The sequence below is a fragment of the Rhodovulum adriaticum genome (assembly GCF_004345735.1).
In the GTDB taxonomy this organism is placed as follows: domain Bacteria; phylum Pseudomonadota; class Alphaproteobacteria; order Rhodobacterales; family Rhodobacteraceae; genus Rhodovulum; species Rhodovulum adriaticum.
The window spans coordinates 1-19,643 of record NZ_SLXL01000017.1 but is presented as its reverse complement, the minus strand read 5'-3'; the positions used below and the strand labels follow the sequence as shown (position 1 = coordinate 19,643).

16 protein-coding genes and 4 pseudogenes are annotated in these 19,643 nt (G+C 59.8%); 4 read left to right on the top strand and 16 right to left on the bottom strand.

What is annotated here, in order from left to right; genetic code table 11:
- Positions 1-40: 40 nt before the first annotated feature.
- The 13 genes from EV656_RS15270 to EV656_RS15210 form a co-directional block, all read right to left on the bottom strand.
- A complete protein-coding gene (locus EV656_RS15270) occupies positions 41-901 on the bottom strand; it encodes a capsular polysaccharide synthesis protein (RefSeq protein ID WP_132605573.1) in 861 nt (286 codons plus the stop codon).
- Positions 898-2,310: a capsular polysaccharide export protein, LipB/KpsS family gene (locus tag EV656_RS15265; RefSeq protein ID WP_132605572.1), complete on the bottom strand. Its 1,413-nt coding sequence runs from the start codon at positions 2,308-2,310 to the stop codon at positions 898-900. The genes EV656_RS15270 and EV656_RS15265 overlap by 4 nt, the downstream gene beginning before the upstream one ends.
- A gap of 21 nt (positions 2,311-2,331) precedes the next feature.
- Positions 2,332-3,414 carry a pseudaminic acid synthase gene (gene pseI / locus EV656_RS15260; RefSeq protein WP_243695716.1) on the bottom strand — a complete coding sequence of 361 codons (1,083 nt, stop codon included), beginning with the start codon at positions 3,412-3,414 and terminating at the stop codon, positions 2,332-2,334.
- The gene (pseH, locus tag EV656_RS15255; protein ID WP_132605570.1) at positions 3,404-3,946 is read right to left on the bottom strand and encodes a UDP-4-amino-4,6-dideoxy-N-acetyl-beta-L-altrosamine N-acetyltransferase; all 543 of its coding nucleotides are present in this window, start codon (positions 3,944-3,946) and stop codon (positions 3,404-3,406) included. Before pseH ends, pseI begins: the two co-directional genes overlap by 11 nt.
- On the bottom strand, positions 3,943-5,055 hold the full coding sequence (pseG, locus tag EV656_RS15250) for a UDP-2,4-diacetamido-2,4,6-trideoxy-beta-L-altropyranose hydrolase (RefSeq protein WP_132605568.1): 1,113 nt from the start codon (positions 5,053-5,055) through the stop codon (positions 3,943-3,945). Before pseG ends, pseH begins: the two co-directional genes overlap by 4 nt.
- On the bottom strand, positions 5,052-5,744 hold the full coding sequence (gene pseF / locus EV656_RS15245; RefSeq protein ID WP_132605566.1) for a pseudaminic acid cytidylyltransferase: 693 nt from the start codon (positions 5,742-5,744) through the stop codon (positions 5,052-5,054). Before pseF ends, pseG begins: the two co-directional genes overlap by 4 nt.
- The gene (gene pseC / locus EV656_RS15240; RefSeq protein WP_132605564.1) at positions 5,741-6,892 is read right to left on the bottom strand and encodes a UDP-4-amino-4,6-dideoxy-N-acetyl-beta-L-altrosamine transaminase; all 1,152 of its coding nucleotides are present in this window, start codon (positions 6,890-6,892) and stop codon (positions 5,741-5,743) included. The genes pseF and pseC overlap by 4 nt, the downstream gene beginning before the upstream one ends.
- Positions 6,892-7,890 carry a UDP-N-acetylglucosamine 4,6-dehydratase (inverting) gene (gene pseB, locus EV656_RS15235; RefSeq protein ID WP_132605562.1) on the bottom strand — a complete coding sequence of 333 codons (999 nt, stop codon included), beginning with the start codon at positions 7,888-7,890 and terminating at the stop codon, positions 6,892-6,894. The genes pseC and pseB overlap by 1 nt, the downstream gene beginning before the upstream one ends.
- A 27-nt stretch (positions 7,891-7,917) precedes the next feature.
- Complete coding sequence (locus tag EV656_RS15230; RefSeq protein ID WP_132605560.1) at positions 7,918-9,741, bottom strand: ABC transporter ATP-binding protein; 1,824 nt, start codon at positions 9,739-9,741, stop codon at positions 7,918-7,920.
- A gap of 200 nt (positions 9,742-9,941) precedes the next feature.
- Positions 9,942-10,343 (bottom strand): hypothetical protein, encoded by a 402-nt coding sequence (locus EV656_RS15225; RefSeq protein WP_200276710.1) that lies wholly within the window; start codon positions 10,341-10,343, stop codon positions 9,942-9,944.
- A gap of 65 nt (positions 10,344-10,408) precedes the next feature.
- A complete protein-coding gene (locus tag EV656_RS15220) occupies positions 10,409-12,022 on the bottom strand; it encodes an aldolase catalytic domain-containing protein (protein WP_132605558.1) in 1,614 nt (537 codons plus the stop codon).
- 175 nt (positions 12,023-12,197) lie between these two features.
- Positions 12,198-12,608, bottom strand: coding sequence for a PIN domain-containing protein (locus EV656_RS15215; protein WP_132605556.1), 411 nt, complete (start codon positions 12,606-12,608; stop codon positions 12,198-12,200).
- Positions 12,605-12,847 (bottom strand): AbrB/MazE/SpoVT family DNA-binding domain-containing protein, encoded by a 243-nt coding sequence (locus EV656_RS15210; RefSeq protein ID WP_132605554.1) that lies wholly within the window; start codon positions 12,845-12,847, stop codon positions 12,605-12,607. The genes EV656_RS15215 and EV656_RS15210 overlap by 4 nt, the downstream gene beginning before the upstream one ends.
- A gap of 1,110 nt (positions 12,848-13,957) precedes the next feature.
- Here EV656_RS15210 and EV656_RS15205 point away from each other — a divergent pair.
- Entirely contained in the window at positions 13,958-14,311 is a 354-nt protein-coding gene (locus tag EV656_RS15205; protein WP_132605552.1) for a hypothetical protein, read from the top strand.
- Between the two features lie 318 nt (positions 14,312-14,629).
- Here EV656_RS15205 and EV656_RS15200 read toward each other — a convergent pair.
- Together EV656_RS15200 and EV656_RS15195 are read right to left on the bottom strand one after the other, a co-directional pair.
- A pseudogene (locus EV656_RS15200) lies at positions 14,630-15,076 on the bottom strand (IS66 family transposase); the annotation flags it as partial.
- A gap of 91 nt (positions 15,077-15,167) precedes the next feature.
- Positions 15,168-15,722, bottom strand: a complete 555-nt coding sequence (locus tag EV656_RS15195; protein WP_132605550.1) for a hypothetical protein — start codon at positions 15,720-15,722, stop codon at positions 15,168-15,170.
- A gap of 588 nt (positions 15,723-16,310) precedes the next feature.
- Here EV656_RS15195 and EV656_RS15190 point away from each other — a divergent pair.
- Positions 16,311-16,550: pseudogene (locus tag EV656_RS15190) on the top strand (transposase); the annotation flags it as partial.
- A 361-nt stretch (positions 16,551-16,911) separates the two neighbouring features.
- Here EV656_RS15190 and EV656_RS15185 read toward each other — a convergent pair.
- Positions 16,912-17,934, bottom strand: a pseudogene (locus EV656_RS15185) (IS110 family RNA-guided transposase).
- 482 nt (positions 17,935-18,416) lie between these two features.
- Here EV656_RS15185 and EV656_RS16835 point away from each other — a divergent pair.
- A pseudogene (locus EV656_RS16835) lies at positions 18,417-18,575 on the top strand (type II toxin-antitoxin system YhaV family toxin); the annotation flags it as partial.
- Between the two features lie 726 nt (positions 18,576-19,301).
- Positions 19,302-19,643, top strand: a 342-nt coding sequence (locus tag EV656_RS15170; RefSeq protein ID WP_132605544.1) for a hypothetical protein, incomplete at its 3' end; no start/stop codon positions are given.

The window sequence follows — 19,643 nt, the reverse complement described above, 5'->3', positions numbered from 1 at the left end:
GTCCAGAGCAAGACAGATACCGCAATCGATCTTTTGAGTTCTAATGCACTGCATGATCATGTTTCTCAGCGCTGGATTTGGAAAACAAATAGTCGACAACGGATCCGGCTGGCACCTGCGGTTCCGGCACCTTCCAGGTCAGCTTGAAGAGCGGGGTTTGAGGATGATCGATCAGCGCTTTCGTCTCGGCGGTCAGAGGGGATTGTAAACCGGCGCGCTGCAGCGCATGGGGCGGCACCGCGGATTCGAACGGCATGTCGTTCCACATCCTGCGCAGGCGCCGGTCGCCGGCGATCAGGTCATTCAGCGCGTAGTGATAGATCAGATAGGGCGGGCGGCGCAGCGCCCACCGCATCGGCGATGTCAGCCACAGGCGCGTCAGGCTCGGATGCCGGTTGATTGCCCGACCTACGAGAGCGATCTTCGTGTCGGGTCTTCCGCTGCGATCCTTTAGGGCGCTGCTTTCCCAGTAACGGCAAAGCTTGTGGAGGAGGGCGATGAGGATGGGATGCTCAGGCTCCGCGGCAATGAACCAGTTTGAGATAAGGCGATCTCTTCCCGGCTTTTGGAAGAAGAAGAGGCCAGCCTGCATTCTCTCTTCGAGCCAAACATGCATATCGATTACTGGGAAAACGGTTGCATCCATCCATATCCCGCCATGACGGAGCAGAAGGGCCGTGCGAATAAGGTCCGATTGCAGAGCCAGGCCGAGACTGTCCCAGGTTGCGTCCGCCAAGGGGATGGCAGGTCGAATTAGTTCCAAGTCTTCGCTGTCCAGCAGCTTGACGTCTTGGTTTGCCGACACGGCGTTGATTTGAGCCACACAGCCCTTCACCAGATCAGGAGCGGCATCGAAGCCTTGAGCCCAATAGGTGAACACAGTCCCGGAACTACATTTCATCCGCGATACACCTTCGGCTCGGACCCGCACAACCTAAAGATGTATTGCCTCGCCTTTTCGGAACTCGAAATCTCCAGCAAAGCGTCCACGACCGAGGATGTATTTTGATCGAATTCTGAATGCTCCTTGGCTCGATACACAAACGCAGAAGCGCCGCAGAGTGCTTCTTGAAAAGCGCCCAAATCAGCATCGCCAATCCGCGCGCAACTTTCTGACAAGAACTTTTCCAGACGATCATATGTCTGAAACCTATGAACTCCAGGTGAATCAGGCAAAAATTGTTTTCCAAAAAATACCACGGGCACCCCTCGCGCACGAGCCTCAAAGCCCACGGTCCCAGTGAGTGTTGCGACAGCCTGAGCCCTGTCAATTACATCAAAAGGATTGGACTCGATATCGCAAATTTCAACACCGTCTATCGCATCAATTTCGGAATAAAAACCGGACCACCTCCATATTTTGTCGCAATTATTCGAGAAAGTGGATGGGTGCTCCCTTACAAGAACAACCGTATCCTTTGGCACCGCTCGCCGAAGCATCTGAATTGCCTCATACTGATTGCAAAATATCCCCGCCTCGGGCAATGAGGTTCTCTCGGGCTGATACTGCAAGAAAAACGCAACATACTTCTCAGGCAAAGACTGAGAAGAAAATCTTTTCAGCTCTCGCCACATCGTTACCGCGTGCAACGTCCGGCCCAGTCGAAATCGGTTTTTTCTGGCAGTAACCAACGCCGAGAAAACCGCACCCCCATTTACTTCCAATCTTCGCCTTTCGTAATCTGGAATAGCATGACAATAATTCCCGGAGGCAATATTCAATCTATCCGCCACCTCATTCTCATAGGCCTCTCCTTCATTGGCACTCATCCCTCCGAGCGGAAGCAGTTCCCCGCCACCTGAAAGACCAACTCTTATCGAATGATACTTAGGCGAAAACGTTCTCTCAATAATCAATACAGCCACACCCAACTCTTGATAGATCAGTGTTTCTACATAGTTCCGCAGGCTGTGAGGTGTAGAGGATAAAATCAAAAAATCTATCTGCTTCCGAAGATGGAAAAAATAGACAATGTGAACGAAATTTATTAGTTCATTTTGGACCCTTAAAGCATGTCGACTTCTAAACTTTCGTGAAATGCCATCGTTGCGCCGCAGGAGGAACAGTTGAACATTAGGGTCACAAATCACCTTTTTAACAATCTCAGAGATCCGAGCCTTATCGCTGGAGCTAAGATCAATGACGCCAGCCCCCTGATCCCCAATATTCGCACCTTGTCCATAAGCGATGCTTCCGGAACGCGAATCGTCAAAATCAACCACGATCCCGGTTTCGGCAAGCTCCGCTATTTTTTGCCTTTGACACTCCGTGAACCTATGCGACGGCAAAATTGTTCTGAGCTTCTTCACGAAACGCTCCTCACTCACAGATCAACAGTCATTCTTCCCGAGTAACTCCCATTGCACCGGCATATGCGCTTTGACATCACGCGCCACCCTGCGACCGATAATATCGTCGGTCCATTTGGGGGCCAGGCCATATCCCGGCCGGACACTGCGGATACACGCCTCGGTTATCTCGTCGCCCGCTTTCATATCCTGGACGAAATACAACGACCTTCGGAATTTCACGTTGCCCTGCTCGCTCGACTTGCGGCCATAGTCCACCTTGCCCAACGCGTCCCATGCGGTCCTTGCATCGCGGCACAGGGCGGCGAGCTCGCCTGGCTCCAACGAAAAACTGTCATCAGGTCCGCCCACGTTGCGGTCGAGCGTCACGTGCTTTTCGATCAGCGCGGCACCAAGTGCGACGCTGGCGATCGCGGTCGTGTTGTCCAGCGTGTGATCCGACAACCCCACGGGCAAATCGAACCGTGCCGCCATATCGCGCAGCGTCGCCAGGTTATAGTCCGCCGCCGGTGCCGGATAGCCCGAAACGCAATGCAGCAGGGCCAGCTCTTTACACCCGCCAGAGCGTGCGGCCTCCACCGCCTCGGTGATCTCTTCGAAATCGGCCATGCCGGTCGAGATGATCATGGGCTTGCCCGTGGACGCCACATAGCGGATCAATGGCAGGTCCACCGCCTCAAAGCTGGCGATCTTGTAGGCCGGGGCACCCAACTCTTCCAGAAGGTCCACCGCCGTCGGATCGAAGGGCGACGAAAACAGGGTGATGCCGCGCCGCGCGGCATGGGCAAACAGGGCCTCGTGCCACTCCCACGGGGTATGCGCCCACTCGTACAGGTCGTAAAGCGTTCGTCCGGCCCATAATCCCTCGGTGATCTGGAACTCTGGCGCGTCGGATTTCAGCGTGATCGTATCGGGACGATAGGTCTGGATCTTGACCGCATCCGCGCCGGCGGCTTGCGCAGCGTCGATGATCCTCAGCGCCTGGTCCAGGTCGCCATTATGGTTGGCCGAGATCTCGGCAATCACATAGGGCGGGTGGCCGGGGCCGATGGGGCGCTTAGCTATGGCTAGATGACCCATACCGGCGCGGTTTCTAATTTCCATGAATGCGATCTTTCATTTCTTCGCGCGCGCCCGACCATTCTCGGGCCAGCATGCCAAGACGGATAATATCAACGTGCTTATCATCAATGCGATGATGCTCGCGAAATCTACCCTCTTCCCGAAATCCAAACTTCTTATGAAGCTTAATAACAGGCTCATTGAAGGCCAACACTTCGCAGGAGAGCTTGTTCATGCCCAAAAAACCAAAAACGTGTTCAAGGGCAAGAAACTCCATCTTAGAACCAGTTCCAGGAGGCGCACACGGGCTTGCGTAGAACGCCCAAAAACAATTCTTGTTGATTGTGTCAATTTGACTCAAACTCACAACTCCCAGTGGGATATTGGCTTTCTCATATAAGAAATAACTTTGGTCATCACGCTCTCGGACATTTTGCCACCAGAGCTTGTGTTCTGATTCCGAGATATAGTGTCGCGTATACATTTTCGATGCGACTTCAGGCGCGTTGCGCCATGATCGGATCAACTCCAAATCCGTATCTTCTAGGACGCGAAGGTTGCCAAAGTTAGTCAAGAAACAATCCTATTGACGGTTGAGCAAAGATCGAGTTGGGCTATCAGTCGGCCACAGCCCTCACCATCACAGACCCCGGCGGCTTTTTCCGACAGGTCGGACAGACGACCCGGATCGCCGGCACGGATCAGCGCGTCTTGCAGGTTGCGCGCAAACTCCGCGGCGTGCAGCGGCCCGGGATCAAGCGCGGCGCCCGCCTTGGTCATCGCCCTTGCAATGCCCGATTGGTTTTCCGCCACTTCCACGATGATGCTGGGCAGCCCCAGACAGCACCGCTCCCACGTCGTACTGCCGGCCGCCCCGATGGCCAGGTCGGCCGTCGCCATCCGCGCGGCCATGTCCGCGACATCCACGGCCACCTCTGTCGGTCGAGGCATGTCCTGCGCCAACCGCCGCACCCGGTCGAGGGCGGGGGAGCGCGACCCCATGATGACGGTGATGCGCAAGGGGTCAGGAAGAGGTATGCCACGCAACGCCTCTAGCACGGTTGAGGTCGCGTCGGCCTTGTCCACCCCGCCCATGGTGATCAGCAGATGCCGCAACCCGCGCCCGGCCCGGTCAGATAGCACCTGCGCGCGCATGGCGGCGAATTCCGGGCGCAACACCGCGTATCGCGGGCCGATCAGACGCAGGCATGTTGCCGGGACCAGCCTATCGTAATCCCCGGCCACGCGCCCAAGGTTCTGGTCCAGCAAAAGATTGCACTCGTGCGGCCGGTCGGCAAGATCGTCGATCACCAACAATTTCGCACCCTCGGGTCGCGCCGCCGCCTGCCAGCGCGCATCAAAGGCGTAGTGATCCATCACCAGCCAGTCCGGCGAATCGGCGGCAAGCGCGGCCTTCGTCTCTGCCGCATCCTGTATCCAGGAAACCCCGGCCCAGGCGGCATGCACAGGAGGCCCATCCGGCGCCGCCCCGTGTGGCGTGGTCAGCAAGGAGACCCTGAACCCCTCGTTTGCGATACGATCCGCAAGGTGCCCCGGCAACGCGCGGGTAACAAAGCAACACTCCGCCCCGGCCTCGCGCAACGCGCACGCCAAGGTGAGGCAGCGCATCACATGGCCGGTCCCGATGTCGAACGAAGCATCGGCGCGGAAGGCGATGGTCATGGGTTCTTTCCCAATTGCATGGCCCGCATCAGCCATTCTGCCCGGCACCAATCCTCTTCGGTATCGATGTCCTGAACGCGGTACCGGGGCAAGGGCAGCCCCTCGGCGCCGGCCTCGAATATCCCGCTGCAGCTTTTCCAGCTTGCCGCGCGCGCCCAATAGAACTGGCCAGCGTCATGCCAAGCGTCCTCGAGATCCTGAGATCGCGTCTGCATCTGGGCGGGGTCGAACATCGCTACTCTCCCCGACGCATCTCGGCGCAAGGCGCGCTGAATGGGAAAGGCAAAGGTCGTCACACCCAGCACAAAGGGCGCGCTGTTCTCTTCAAGCCTCTCGAATCCGGCGCGCAGATCTCCCGGAGCCACAAACGGCGCTGTCGCGTAAAGACAGCAGACCGGAGTGCACTCTGCCAAACCTAACTGGTCGATTGCATCGGCAATGACAGGGACGGTCGGCGTATGGTCATCGGCAAGCGCGGCACGACGACAAAAGGGAACTTCGGCACTGCAGTCGAGCGCTACCCTGGCGATTTCATCGTCATCGGTAGACACCACGATCCTATCAAAACAGCCGGACATTCTTGCTGCGTCGATCGACCAGGCGATCATGGGCTTGCCGCAGAATTCGCGGATATTCTTCCGCGGAATTCGCTTGGAACCGCCTCGCGCAGGTATCAAACAAACAGTCACGTCGAGAGCGCCTGCGAAATCGCGTCAACGACACTGGATTGTTCATCATCCGTGAGCCCCGCATGCAGCGGGATCGAGATGGCACGCGCATAGTAATCCTCGGCGACGGGGAAATCGCCAGAACCGAAGCCCAGTTCGCGGTAATAGGGCTGAAGGTGGACCGGGATGTAATGCAGGTTCACGCCGATGCCCCCTGCGCGCAATGCCTCGAACACGCCACGATGGCGCGTCCGGTCGTCCAGCCGGATGACGTAAAGGTGCCATGCAGAGCAGGCCCCTGCCTGGCGACCGGGCCGCCTCAGTGCCAGATCGGCCAGTGCATCGTCATACCGCGCAGCAAGTTCCCGACGACGGGCGACAAAAGCGTCAAGCTGACCCAACTGGCTCAACCCCAGTGCGGCCTGCATTTCCGTCATGCGGTAATTCCACCCAAGCTCCAGTTGCTGGTAATACCACGGGCCGTCCGGCGCATGCGTCATCAAATCTGGCTCACGGGTGATCCCGTGGCTGCGCAGACGTTCCATCCGCGCCGCCAGTTCTGGATCATTGGTCAGGGCCATCCCACCCTCTGCGGTCGTGATGATCTTGACCGGATGAAAGCTGAACACGGTGATGTCGGAATAGGTGCACCCGCCCACCGGCCCACCCATGAAATCTGCACCGATAGCGTGGCTTGCATCCTCGATCAGGCGCACCCCATGGGCCCGGGCCAGGTCTGCGATCCGAACCATGTCGGGCGATTGACCGCACATATGCACCGCGACGATGACCTTGGGCAGGCGCCCTGCCCAGGCTGCGGCCTCAAGCTTTGCGGCCAACGCACTCGGGCAAATGTTGAACGTTTCGGGCTCGATATCAACGAAATCCACGTCTGCGCCGCAATAGCGCCCACAATTGGCTGAGGCGACGAAGGTTATGGGAGAGGTCCAGAGAAGATCACCGGGCCCAAGGCCGAGCGCCAGGCAGGCAATGTGCAGGGCGGATGTCGCCGAATTGACCGCCACCGCATGATTTGCGCCAACGCGTTCTGCAACTGCCTGTTCGAAACGCGGCCCGACAGGCCCCTGTGTCAGAAAATCCGACCGCAGAATGGCCGCAACTGCCGCGATGTCATCATCGCTGATGATTTGACGACCATAGGGGATCATCAGATCGCCCCGATCTTGGCACGGTTCGCCTCGATCCAGCCTGCAAGTGCCGCGTCGCTCATCCAGTCCGGGTTTAGATCGCTGGTATAGAGGAAATCCTCGGCCACCTTGCGCCCGCCCTTGATCCGCGCCGGGTCGCTGGCCCAGTGGTTAATGGCTGGCAGGATCTTGAAGTGTTCCTCGTATTCATAGGTGTAAGGCGCATCCTCGATGCCGATCATCTGTTCATGCAACTTCTCACCGGGGCGGATACCAACGGTCTCTTGGCGCGCTTCGGGAGCGACGACATGAGCAATGTCGGTCACCTTCATCGAGGGAATTTTCTTCACATAGATCTCGCCGCCAACCATGTCATCGAAAGCGTGCCAGACCAGTTCTACCCCCTGCTCCAGGCTGATCATGAATCGCGTCATGCGCGGATCGGTTATGGGCAAAACGCCCTTGTCTGCTATCGACATGAAGAACGGGATCACCGAACCACGCGACCCCATTACGTTGCCGTAGCGAACGACGGAGAACCGCGTATCATGCTCTCCAGAATAGGCATTGCCGGCAACAAACAGCTTATCCGATGCCAATTTGGATGCACCGTAAAGATTGATCGGACTCGATGCCTTGTCGGTAGAAAGGGCAACCACCCTCTTCACACCCATGTCGATGGCCGCATCGATCACATTCATGGCCCCGTTGACATTGGTCTTGATGCATTCGAAAGGGTTATACTCCGCCGTGGGCACGATTTTTGTGGCTGCCGCATGAACCACGTAATCGACGCCCGCAAAGGCGCGATAGAGACGCTCCCTGTCGCGAACATCCCCAATAAAGAAACGTACGCGCGGATCATCGCCGAAGTGCTTGGCCATCTCCCATTGCTTCATCTCATCGCGCGAAAAGATGATGACTTTCTTCGGGGTGAACCGTTCAAGCGTCATTGGCAGGAAGGCATGACCGAACGAACCGGTCCCGCCGGTCACGAGGATCGTCGAGTTCTCAAGCATAAAATGTTCCGCGATCGTTGGAAAAGATCACGCGGCCCTTGAAGGGTCCGCAAAGGAGCGGAAGGCCGCGTTGGTGTTGATCAGCGCATCCCAGGTGTCGAAGCCCGCGATCCGCCCGTGGTCCAGCACAAGGATGCGATCACAGGATTTCACCGTGCTGAGCCGGTGTGCGATCATGAGGACTGTTTTCGATCCAGGCAGTGCGTCGATCGCCGCCATGACCTCTGCCTCGGTAAGGTTGTCGAGCGCACTTGTGGCCTCGTCGAAGACGATAAGATCGGCATCATGATAAAGCGCCCGTGCGATCCCGATCCGCTGGCGCTGCCCGCCCGAGAGCCGCACGCCTCGCTCGCCGATCGCCGTCTCATAGCCGTCCGGCAACTCCTCGCGCACGAAGCTATCAATCTGCGCGATCCTGGCTGCGGCTTCCACCCTGTTCCGGTCAATTTCTTCAAAGGGGAGCGCGAGCGCGATGTTCTCGGCGACACTGGCATCCGTCAGGAAAATGTCCTGCGGCACGTAGCCGACACTTTGCTGCCAGGCGCGCAAGGACTTGGCCATGACCTCTGTGCCGTCCACGACAAGACACCCTTCGGTCGGAGACAGGAGGCCAAGCACGATATCCGCAAGGGTTGTCTTTCCCGCCCCTGTTGAGCCGACAATTCCGATCCGCTCCCCCGCACGGATCGTGAGATTGATGTCCGCAAGACCGGGCATTTCCGCGTTCGGATACCGATACGAGACCGCCCGAAGTTCAAGGCTGTCCTTGAGGCCCAACGCCTGCGGCATGTCCCGCGGTAGGGCAGCTCCGGACTTCAATAGCGACAGATCGGCATGCACCCGAGCGACAGCGGAGGCCCCGAAGGAAAGTTGCGTCAACCCCTGGTAGAGCTTCTGGACCTCCGGTATGAGCCGCTGCCCGGCAAAGGCGAAGATACCAAGGAGCGGCAGAATATTCGCCAGCGCTTCACCTCGCGCCAGGGCCGCAGGATCGAGCAGGGCAAGGCAAAGCAGAACAACGCCTCCGAAGAGCGCGATCTGAACGACATTCATGGGCACTTGGCCCAGCACCACTACGCGCAACATGACCCCTGCCATCCGACGCGACGGCGCGGCGTAGCGGTCGAGATAGGCAGCCTCGCGCCCGAGAAGCTTGATATCCTTCACGCCGCCAAGCGCCTCACCCGCGATCCGGAACCGCTCCGAATTCGTTCTGGCACGCAGGCGTCCCCAACGCGTGACGAAGCGGCGCGTCAGAGCGAATGTCCCGCTGTAGATCGCGCCGAGTACGACGAAGGCCGTAAGGGCGATGAGAGGCTCGACCCAGAGCAGAAGTGTCACGATGGAGACCACCGTGAAAAGGGCGGCCACAGCTTCTCCCATGGGACGGAAGAAGCTCTGCACAACCTGCTGGGTTTCGCTGAGGATCTGCGTGCCGAGGTCGCCGCTATGACTTGTGAGAAAGAAGGCGTAGGGCTGGGCCAGATAAGCGCCGAGCAGGCGGTGGCTGAGCACGTGCATGCGCATCAAGGCAAACCGGTTGACGACCCAGACCTGCGCGATCTTGGCGAGATTGGCGACGACGATCACCACGATGGAACCGAGCCCGAGGGCCACGAGAAACGCATGATCGCTCTCAAACCCCCCCCAGTCATAGGCACGCGCGAGCGCCGGTACGGTCTGAATACGCCCCGGATCGGCGAGCACGGAGAGGAAAGGAAAGATCGACCCGACCATACCCGCCGACATGAGGGCGGTGATCACGATCACGACAAGAACGCGCAGAGCCTCGCGCCGTTCTTCGCGGGTAAGGAGGCCCACGCCTTGCCGAAGAGTTCGGATATCAATCATTCGAGACGGTTCCATTAATCCCGGGAGAACGAGGAAAGGCGAGCGAGAAAACCGGCAGTCGTTCTCTGCCAGTCCGAAGCGCCCGCCGCATCACCGCTTTTACCTATCTCAACGCCCGTTCAGCAGATATTTGGGATTCGACGCTCTTGGAGCGCCAAATCACCAACACTCCGGATCGAAGCGAGTTGATGGCGCTCAATTTAGCGCTGCCACTCCGACATCTCGCTCCAGCCCGAGACGAAGACGAAATCGAGGTCCGCCCGCACCGCGGCCTCGTGATCATAGCGGCTGCCACCTGGAAACAGCGGCGGGCGGCGGATGGTGCCAGTGCCCAGCTCGCGGGCGAGGATCGTGTCCTTGCGGTCGGGGCTGCCGAAGATGCCACCGTCGGACAACCCATCCAGCCCGCGCGCAGCGAAGATCTCTCGCAGTTCGGCCTGGTCGCCGCCCGAGACGAGACTGCGGGCGAAATCGAGGATCTCTTCGTCGTTGGTCGAGAGCACCACCCGGTCGATTTCAGGGCAAGCGAGGAGCTGGCCCAGCTTGATCTCGAGCAGCCCATGCGCAAAGGGACCGAAAGGACGGATGTTCTTGCGCGGCACCCGCTCGCTGCCCTTGCTGCAGAGCAGGAAGGCGATGACAGGGCGGGGGCATGGCCCGGAGCGACTCAGAGGGCGGATACATAGATGCTGGCGCTGCGCAACCGGTGGCGCGTGGGTGTAACCGAAATCAGTCGCTCCTCGCCGGCATGGGCGCGATAGGCGTCGAGGACGGCCGCCGTCTCGTCGTTGCGCGCGTCGCCCGCGGGATAGCCGTCGAAGCCGGCCATCAGGATGCTTTCGGCCTGCCCGCTGGTCGCGACCGCCAGCGCATAGGCCAGCACCAACGAGGTCGGCGCGATGCAATGGTCTTCGTGGAAGGCGAAGCGACCAGGCTCGATGCCGAGACCGAAATCGAACAGCTCCTTGTCGCCCAGCTCGGCGCGCAAGGAGTCGGGCAGCTGGGAGGCCGGAGTGATCAGCGGCTGCGGCAGGCGCGCATGGGTTTCGGCATCGGCCAGCAGGCGGACGGGATGGCAGGCGATGCGCAGGTCGATCAGGTCGGGCGCGATCGCCTCCTGGGTGTTAAGGGCGATCACCAGCGGCCGGGCGTCGCGGATATAGGCCTCCAGCGCGGGGCGGTGGGCGACCACACCCGGCCCGGTGCCGAGGATCAGCACCTCGCGCCCCGCCATCATGTCAGCAGGTTTCCAACTGCCACGCGGTTCGCCGCGATAGAAATGCCGCGCCCCGTCCAGCGTGTCGAAGCTGAACTTCTTGCCGCCCTCCGCGCGCAGGTGATCGATCACGGCGAGGATGTCCTCCTCGCCGTAGCGCGCGTCGCCCAGCATCTCCTGGATATAGGTGGGGTGGATGCCGTATTTGCCGGCGAGATAGTAATAGGGGTTGGAGCCCCATCCAAATTCCGCCTTCATCGGCGCAAATTCCTTGCGGATCAGCGACATCAACGGAACCAGGTTGGCAGGCCGCCCGCGCAGCCGTTCCGCCTCGATGGCAAGTTCCTCGGTGCGCGCATTGCCCGGCCCACGCCCCATCCCGGTCACCGTGGCATCAAGCCAGGATACCCCCTCAGCCTGCGCGCGCAGGGTGTTCGACAACGCCAACCCCATATTGTCGTAGGTGAGGATGCCGAGCGGTCCGTCCCAGCCCTCGCGCAACAAGCCAACGATACGAGCGGTATCCTCGGGCGTCATCGAGCCCATGGAGTCGGCAAAATACAGCACGTCAATCGGCCAGTCCCGCGCCATTTCCGCCAGCGCGCGGATTTCATCGTCACTCCGATCCGCGATCTGCATGAGGTTGAAGCCGACCCGATAGCCGCGCTCCGCGAGCCACCCCACCGCGGGCAATGCCGTCTCGACCTCATGAAAGTGGCATGCGATCCGGACGAGATCGAGCGGTGTCATTTCGGCCTTTTCAGGAAACAGGTGCGCCAACGCGAGCTCGCGCCCGTTCCCGGGGCAAAGATCAGAGCCGTTGATCATCACCCCAACGGCCAACCCGTCCGGGATCGCGAGGCTGCGCAGGAAATCGTCCGTCGTGAAGGCGCAGGCCCCCTTGAACCCCGCGTTCTTGAGAAGCCGAAACCCCAGTTCGACAACGTCGACCTGCGCAGCCTTCATCGCAGCGAGATAGTCGTTGATGAGCGCGGGCGGGAAATCCCACGCGTTGTAGTATCCACCATCGCGGAAGGTGCAGTCGAGTAAAATGGGACTTTTCATGGGGATCCTTTTGCAGGAGCGTTAGACCGGACGGGGGATAGTAGCGATGAGCAGCGACAACGTGTTTGACAGCGACCATCAAGACAACCGCAGGCGATACCGCACGGCCCCCAAACGCCCGATAACGCAAACTCTCGAACTCAAGGAGCGCGAAGCGATCAGCCGATAACGCCGCCTACTGAGGGTGCCGTTTGCCAATCCACTCGACCCCGTCGAGGCGAGCGGCTTTCCTGTCGAAGGTCTTCAGGGCAGCGGCGCCGGCTCTTCGTGCAGCCTGCCGGATCATCAGATCGGAAAACCCGAACCCCTTCCCTTCGTACAGGTGAAGAATTGCGCCAACGCTATCGCCTTCCTCGATGTCCAGCTCCGAGGCTGACAAAAAACCTTCTAGCACGCGCGCGATCTCGAAACGCTTATACTGGTAACTCCTCTCCAACACCCAGACGAGTTCCACCAGAACTTCTCTCGCGACGAAACCGGGATTTTGTTCCGTGAGCCCAGCGACGAGCTCGCTCGCCATGCGTCCCTGATCCGGATCGTCCTGGGTCAGGAAACGCACGAGGACATTTGTGTCGAGGGCTATCATTGCTTCGGGTCAACCGCGCCCGCCGCGATGGCCTCATCCATCTCCTCCAGCGTCACGGTTTTTTGGCCTGGACGTTTCAGAGCGCCCTCAAGATCCAGGACTGGCCGGGCCCTCAAGATACGCACTTCTCCATCAAGCAGGATGTAGCGCAGTTTGTCGCCCGGCTGCAGGCCAAGAACTTTGCGGACATCTTTTGGAAGGGTCGTCTGGCCTTTTGTTGTTACAGTCGATTCTCGCATGCTAGCACCCCACTTCACCTTGCGCCTCAAGATATGGCGCACCTTTCAGCGTGGAGCAAGGAGGTTTTGGGAATTCCTTGCGGGCACCCAATAATGCTCACTCTCGGACACAGGGCGCGAAGCGATCGCCCGACACGACACAATTCGAGCCTGCCCGTTCAGGAGCTGATCGCTCACCCGACGTGGACGCCTGCGTCCAGTCGCGACAAGGGGCACGCACCGCGTCCCCTGCCCTTCTAAGCAAGCCCCTGCGCGCGCTGCCGAACCAGCTCCGCAAAGGGTTTTTCATCGTCTTGCTGCACCAAGGCAAAATTGGAGCGAGATCGACCTTCAGCACGTCGGCCCTCGCAACCCTGACGCGAAATCTCGCGCAACCTCACCACTCAGCCGATATCGACTAAGCTCTCTGTCTCAACGAAATCAAGGTGACTGGAGTGCATTTCCGTACGATCTCTAAGAACGTAGCGGAGCTTGAGATCTGCGCCGGGTCGCTCGCCTCAGTACACTCAAGCGCGCAACACCCGTCCAGTGGAAGACCCCCTCGTCTCGCCAGGCATATAGAAACAGCCGGATGATCCATCTGAGCGAACGAAAAATTCTGTTTAGCGGGCGCCCAGCATTCTCTGGGTGACACAACACACGGCGCAGGACCGCCAGACGATCGACACTAAAGAGAGCAACCAAAACACACCCAAACATAGCTACCGCACCGTGACTGGCTAATGCCCTTCACGTCGGACGCACTTACCTCAGATTGGCCAACCACTTGGCCGGAACACAATCCGCGACTTTCATTATGAGATTTTTCGCGGGAGAGCAAGGCCCTCGCAGCCGGCTTCGAATTAAGCATTTTTGCGCAGCAAAGCAGCTAGACGACCCGATCGAGCCCAACACATCTGCATCCGAAAACAGGATCGAATTGATACGAAAAGGGCAGGCTGCCTCGACTGCCCAACAAGACGACACGCCCTCACCCGAAGCGGTAGGGCCGCCCTTAAATTCAACCATGAGAAGATTTTTTACCCCCTTTACAATAGCTTATTCGTCAAGCATACCTATAAAGTATATGCTATACTCCGTGAGTGGTGCTGCAGCCGGGAGGAAATCAGTATGAAACGTTTTGCAAGCGGTCGAATGGCGCAACTCAGCAAGCTTTACGAGTTGCTGTCCGCGATGGAGCGTGACCTCGGCATGGACCAGCTGTCGGGCGAAGAACGGCGTATCGTTTACGCCATGTCAGAGATGGCGGACGCCGATGCGGAAATCTCCAGCCGTGATCTCCGCGAACACGCTTTCTGTCGCGACATCTCGACGCCAACCTACTACCGCGCGCTGAAACGCCTGACGGCGAGGGGCATGCTCACCGTGCCCCGAGGCCGAAAAACTGGTGCTTATCGCCTAACCGGCATCATGGATGAAGACACGCAGCCAAGGCCGGGCAATCTCAACCCTGAGTTCCCCTGACCCTGCTCAGCAAAGACCCTCGGGACAGGCTCTCGTCATCTGGAGCACGCTCTAGGCTCATCCGGTTAGCGTTCCCGATAACACACGGTTAGTAATTCCGATTTGATCCGGTCACGGCTTGCAGGGTATCCGGTCGCCCCGGCATCCGGCCGAGAGACGCGCTGCCAGGCGATCGCGCAGCGGGATATCTGCCCGCGCAGGACATCGTTCGGTTGATCGACGGGTGCGACATTTCCCAATCCTGTCGGATGAGGGACAAGGCGATCCTGCTGCTGCTCGCCCGATCTGTTGTAACCGGCCGGTTGGCACCGCGGTTGATCAGGCGGCCTCGGCCTGAGCGGTGGCCACCGGCACCCAGTTCCACGGCAAGAGCTGGTCTAGCCGGTTGATCTTGTGATCGTGGATACGGTCGAGCACGTCGGCGAGATAGGCCTGCGGATCGAGGTCGTTCAGCTTTGCGGTCTCGATGATCGTCATGGCGCGGGCTAGGGTTTCGGCGCCGGTGTCGGCGCCCGCGAAGAGCCAGTTCTTCCGGCCGATACCGATCGGGCGCAGGGCGCGCTCGGCGGGGTTGTTGTCGATGGCCACGCGGCCATCGGTGAGGAAGAGGCTGAATGAGGCCCGGCGGGCCAGCCCATAGCGGAACGCTTGGGCCAGATCTCCCTTGCCGGGGATCCGCGTGAGTTGGCTTTCGGACCAGTCGAAGAAGGCCTCGACCTTCGGCGCGCTGTGTTTTTGGCGCGCGGCAAGGGCAGCGTCTGCGGGTTGATCTCCGCGGCATAGGAGACATGGGCAATTCGGCGGCCTTGGCCTCCGCGATGGCGGTGTTCGCCATGAGGTACGCGCAGTAACGAACCTACAGTGTCATCCGCCAGGCACGCAGGCCCAGGATCATGATCACCATTAGGGTCAAGAGGCCAAAAAAGTCGCCCACGAAGTAGGCGACGTAATCCTGTGAAGGTGCGTTAAAAAGGGTGTTTGCAACGAGCGTGTTAGGGATGGAAGCGATCGCACCAGCCGCAAGAACTGTCCGCCAGCAGACAGGATCATGTTCGGAACTGGCGCTCTTCCATCCAATGCTTCTTAGTATGGTGAATGTCAGGGGCGCAACGGTGATGCCAAGCAGGAAAACCCCGACGAGCGGCCACTCGAAGGCCCCGTCGCCCAAGAGCCACGCATGCGCAAGTGCTGCGCCCGGTGCCAGTGCAAAAACACTGCGCCAGCCCAGAAGCCAAGCTGTGAGGACGCGCACACCATGAGGCAGGAACAATAAGCTGCTGTACCCATCTAGCCCAGGTACCAGCACACGCTGCGCAGGAAAAAGTACCCCCAAGACCATCGCGAAACTTGCCAAGTAAAACCCTGAGGCGATCACGGTTTCTGTTGCGAGGCCAAGTACTCGAGATTTCATGTTCACCCCGTGCGGAACTCGGATTCCGCAAAGACACCCGGCCCCGAGCCGATGCCGAGACACAACCATTAGTTACATCTAGGACCCACAGGCCGAATGCCTGAATTGGTGCACCTTGTTCTACACTCGGACAGGTAAGGCCGAGCAGGATAAATTGTCAACATGACAACGCCTCATCGACCTCTCCCCGGTTGGTGTGTCATTTTTGTAATGAGGGAAGGCGCTTTCCTTCGGTGGTTGTGATCGGAAAATAGTCAATTTGAAAAGTGCGTGGATCAGTGATCGCGCCGTGATTTCATGGCCTGTCCGCTTGGCGCTCCTGACCGGCTTCGATGGCATCCTGCAGATTGGCGAGTATCCGGGTTATGGCCGACTGACAAGGCCATCTCGGAGGGTAAGCGGCCCGAGGTAAGGATTGCGCATTGCTGGGTTCACGGTCAGCGGCGTCTCGCGCCCACCTGTTCCTGATTTCCGGGGCCTGCGATGCCATCCCTGCTGCGGAACAGGAATGGAGTTTCTCCGGGGTGGACTTGCATCGGAAAAGTGCCGGGTTCTTGAGAGCGTGACATGTGATCAAGGAGACGGACGATGGCAGAAAAGCGGACGGAAGAATTCAAGCGCGAGGCGGTGCGGATCGCGCTGACCAGCGGGTTGCCGCGCCGGCAGGTTGCGGCGGATCTGGGGGTTGGGCTGTCGACGCTGAACAAGTGGATCAAGGCCCACGGGGACGCGGGCACGGTGCCGCAGAAAGAGGCAGAACTGGTCAAGGAGATCGAACGGCTTCGCCGCGAGCTGCGTCTCGTGACGGAGGAGAGGGAGACACTAAAAAACGATCCCGGGCCGGCGCCCGCCTGTGCGGAGCAGCAACAGCGGTGGTAGTGTCGAAGGCGGAGGGCTGTTGCCGATAGCATATTTGTGGATCGGCATGCATGTTTGGATGCCCCCTTCGATGCAAGGGTTTTCTTTGACCTTTTGAGCGTGTGATCGAGTGCGGTCATGTTTCAGGCCTCTCAGGTGCGGCCAAAACATGCCGCGGGCCGGTATGGTGATGCGCGGATCGGGAACCAGATCAAAATTGCGAGCTCTGGGCTCGTTGCATGCCACTGGTTTTCCCGACCCGGATCTGTTCGATCATTTGCCCATACGGGTCATTGCTCTCCTCACATCGCCGACGTTCCGCACGCCGCGGTCAGCAGACCGCGCCGGTTGGATCTCGGTAATCCTCTTGTCGCACGAGCATGGCCCAGACCATGCGTGCCATCTTGTTGGCCAGCGCGATGGCCACAAGCATGCGCGGCTTTCGGTTCAGCATGCGCGCGAGCCATGATCCCGGCCGCCCACCGTCACGGCCTCGCCAATGGACGATCGACATCGCCCCAACGATCAGCAGGCGTCGGATGTCGCGCTGACCCATCTTCGAGGTTCAGCCCAGCTTCTGCTTGCCGCCACTCGAATGCTGTCGCGGCACAAGGCCAAGCCAGGCAGCGAAGTCACGCCCCCTTCGAAACTCACGCATATCCGGCGCGAAGGCGGTAATCGCCATCGCGCAGATCGGGCCGATCCCGGGCATGGTCTGAAGCCTTCGGGCCACCCCGTTTTCTTTCGCGGCGGCAACGATGCGGTTGTCCAGCTTTTCGATCTCGGCTCCCAGTCGCGCGATCTGATCGAGATAGAGGCGCCCCAGGTGCCGGACCAGGTCAGGCAGGTTATCCTCTTCCATGCGAAGGGCGAGGCGCTCGACGTTGCCGATGCCCTTGCCCAGGACGATGCCGTGTTCGGCGAGATGGCCGCGCAGTGCGTTGACCAGCTGGGTGCGCTGACCAACGAGCAGATCGCGGGTGCGGAAGAGCATCGCGCGGGCTTGCTGCGCGGCACTCTTCACCACCACCGTCCGCATGGTCGGCCGCTGGGCCGCCTCGGCAATCGCTTCCGCATCCGCGCTATCGTTCTTTTGCCGCTTCACAAAGGGTTTGACATAGATGGGCGGGATGAGGCGGATGTCATGGCCGAGCCGGGCGAGTTCCCGGCCCCAGTAATGCGCGGTCCCGCAAGCCTCCATGGCCACGATGCATGGCGGCAGGGCTGCCATGAACTTCGCGAACTGCGGCCGGGACAGCTTCTTGCGGAAAACCGCGCGCCCGTCCGACGTAGCGCCATGAAGCTGGAAGACCTGCTTTGCCAGGTCGACGCCGGCGATGCTAATCTCATTCATGGATGCCTCCTCTTCTTAGGTTGACTTCAGCATCACCATCTTGAAACATCGCGATGCCGTCGGGCGGGGGCATCCACCCCATCAAGATTGGCTCTGTCGCGCATCTGGTGCAGTTGAGTTGCCAGAACGCTATATCTCGGCGAACTTGATGGAGGTTGCCGATGGGTTCATGGTTTTCGCGACGAGATTTTCTACCGGCAGGGTTGAAGACCGACCAGATTGCGCTTGATGGCAACAGGATCCGGGTCCACGCCCGTTCCCTGGATGCCTCGGCAGCATATGCGCCCTGTTCAAGGTTTCCGATCGCGGCTTGCGCGCCTGGCGGCGGCGCCCGCCCAGCCGGCGGCAGCGCGAGGACATGGTGCTTCTCACCCATATTGCCGCCCGCAACCAGTTCGCCATAATGTTCGGCGAGCGCTTCGACGCTTGAGCATCTGAAACCGCATGGGCCGGGCCGGATACACAAAGTTCAGGACACTCCCGACCCCGCCGCTCCGGCCTTCCGTCAAGGCGAAACGCTCGGCGAGGACCGGACGCACTGGTTTCGGGCCAATTTTTTCCAGCAGTATAGGCTCTTCTTCCGCTTCGACAGCACTGCCAAGGTGATCGTACTCGCCTGGGGGAACGACGAGCAGAGCGTTGTGCCCGCACCTGAAGTCGACCGGCTTCGTCGCAATCAGGATCGGCAGCCGTTGGCCGGCGACAATCACGAAGCCTCTCGCAGCGCCCGCACCAGCGCCGCTGCGCGGTCCACCGCGACATAGCCGGGAATGCGCACGCGCAGATCGGGCCGACGTCGATCGTCATCACCCCGGGACCATCCTGCGCGGCAACGGCGGTCAAAAAAGAAACGGGCTGATCCACGGGATCGGGCAAAATGGACAGCGGCACAAAGGCAGACTCCGCCACCGCCGGGCTTGGGGATGTGCTCAGCGCGCCCATCAGGGCGCTCGGCAAAGCCAGCCGACCCTGCCGGGCAAGGCGAAACCATGACAGCCGTAGCGGGCGCGGTGAGTGGCGGGTTTGTCGGTCCGCGCTAAGCCGACATTCCCGCCTACCCCGAAATGGTCGGCGCTGCCCTCCTCCGTGCCACTGCTTTCGGTGGCGCCAAGTAATACAATACAATTATGGGTAAAGATTAGAATAAAATCTAAAGTAAAGATAGTGGATAATTCTGCTAGTTCCGAAAGGAAAAAGGGTACGACATGTCACAGGCTTCAAATCAGGTCGACCCACAACCGAACCCGAGACGAGCGTCGGCCCTCCGCCTCGTTTCGGCCCCGTCGCCCGGAAGCTCGCCCGGGCGGCGGGAACCTTCTGAGATGGCATGCGGAACGCTGGATCTGCTGCCGGCATACCCTACCCGCATGTTCAGTATCGAATTTCCGGCAACACGTCCGGTTCTGATTGCAATGCGGAGCCGGGGCGATTTTGGCGCCAATATCGGTTGGATGCGGGCAGCGGGGTTGTCGGTCGGGCTGACGGACCAGTTGGGCAGTGCGTTCTCCGCGCTGAGGGTGGACCCATCCTGTTGGGGCGCCTTGCTGATCCACGTCGATGACTTCGGTGGGATCGACGAGGTGCTGGAGAAATTGTTAATCCTGCGCCGGCAAGTACCGAACGTGCCGGTCATCCTGGTTTCATGGCGGGTCGCCCGCGACGATTTCGGCTCCGAGCGCTTGCCGCTTGCCGATGTCACATTGCGCGAC

Coding starts and splice junctions, on each gene's coding strand:
- pseC (WP_132605564.1), bottom strand. CDS start 6,892: ATGATCCCCTATGGTCGTCAAATCATCAGCGATGATGACATCGCGGCA.
- EV656_RS15205 (WP_132605552.1), top strand. CDS start 13,958: ATGAAACGTTTTGCAAGCGGTCGAATGGCGCAACTCAGCAAGCTTTAC.
- EV656_RS15195 (WP_132605550.1), bottom strand. CDS start 15,722: ATGAAATCTCGAGTACTTGGCCTCGCAACAGAAACCGTGATCGCCTCA.
- pseG (WP_132605568.1), bottom strand. CDS start 5,055: ATGACCATCGCCTTCCGCGCCGATGCTTCGTTCGACATCGGGACCGGC.
- EV656_RS15270 (WP_132605573.1), bottom strand. CDS start 901: ATGAAATGTAGTTCCGGGACTGTGTTCACCTATTGGGCTCAAGGCTTC.
- EV656_RS15220 (WP_132605558.1), bottom strand. CDS start 12,022: ATGAAAAGTCCCATTTTACTCGACTGCACCTTCCGCGATGGTGGATAC.
- pseI (WP_243695716.1), bottom strand. CDS start 3,414: ATGGAAATTAGAAACCGCGCCGGTATGGGTCATCTAGCCATAGCTAAG.
- EV656_RS15210 (WP_132605554.1), bottom strand. CDS start 12,847: ATGCGAGAATCGACTGTAACAACAAAAGGCCAGACGACCCTTCCAAAA.
- EV656_RS15215 (WP_132605556.1), bottom strand. CDS start 12,608: ATGATAGCCCTCGACACAAATGTCCTCGTGCGTTTCCTGACCCAGGAC.
- pseB (WP_132605562.1), bottom strand. CDS start 7,890: ATGCTTGAGAACTCGACGATCCTCGTGACCGGCGGGACCGGTTCGTTC.
- EV656_RS15230 (WP_132605560.1), bottom strand. CDS start 9,741: ATGATTGATATCCGAACTCTTCGGCAAGGCGTGGGCCTCCTTACCCGC.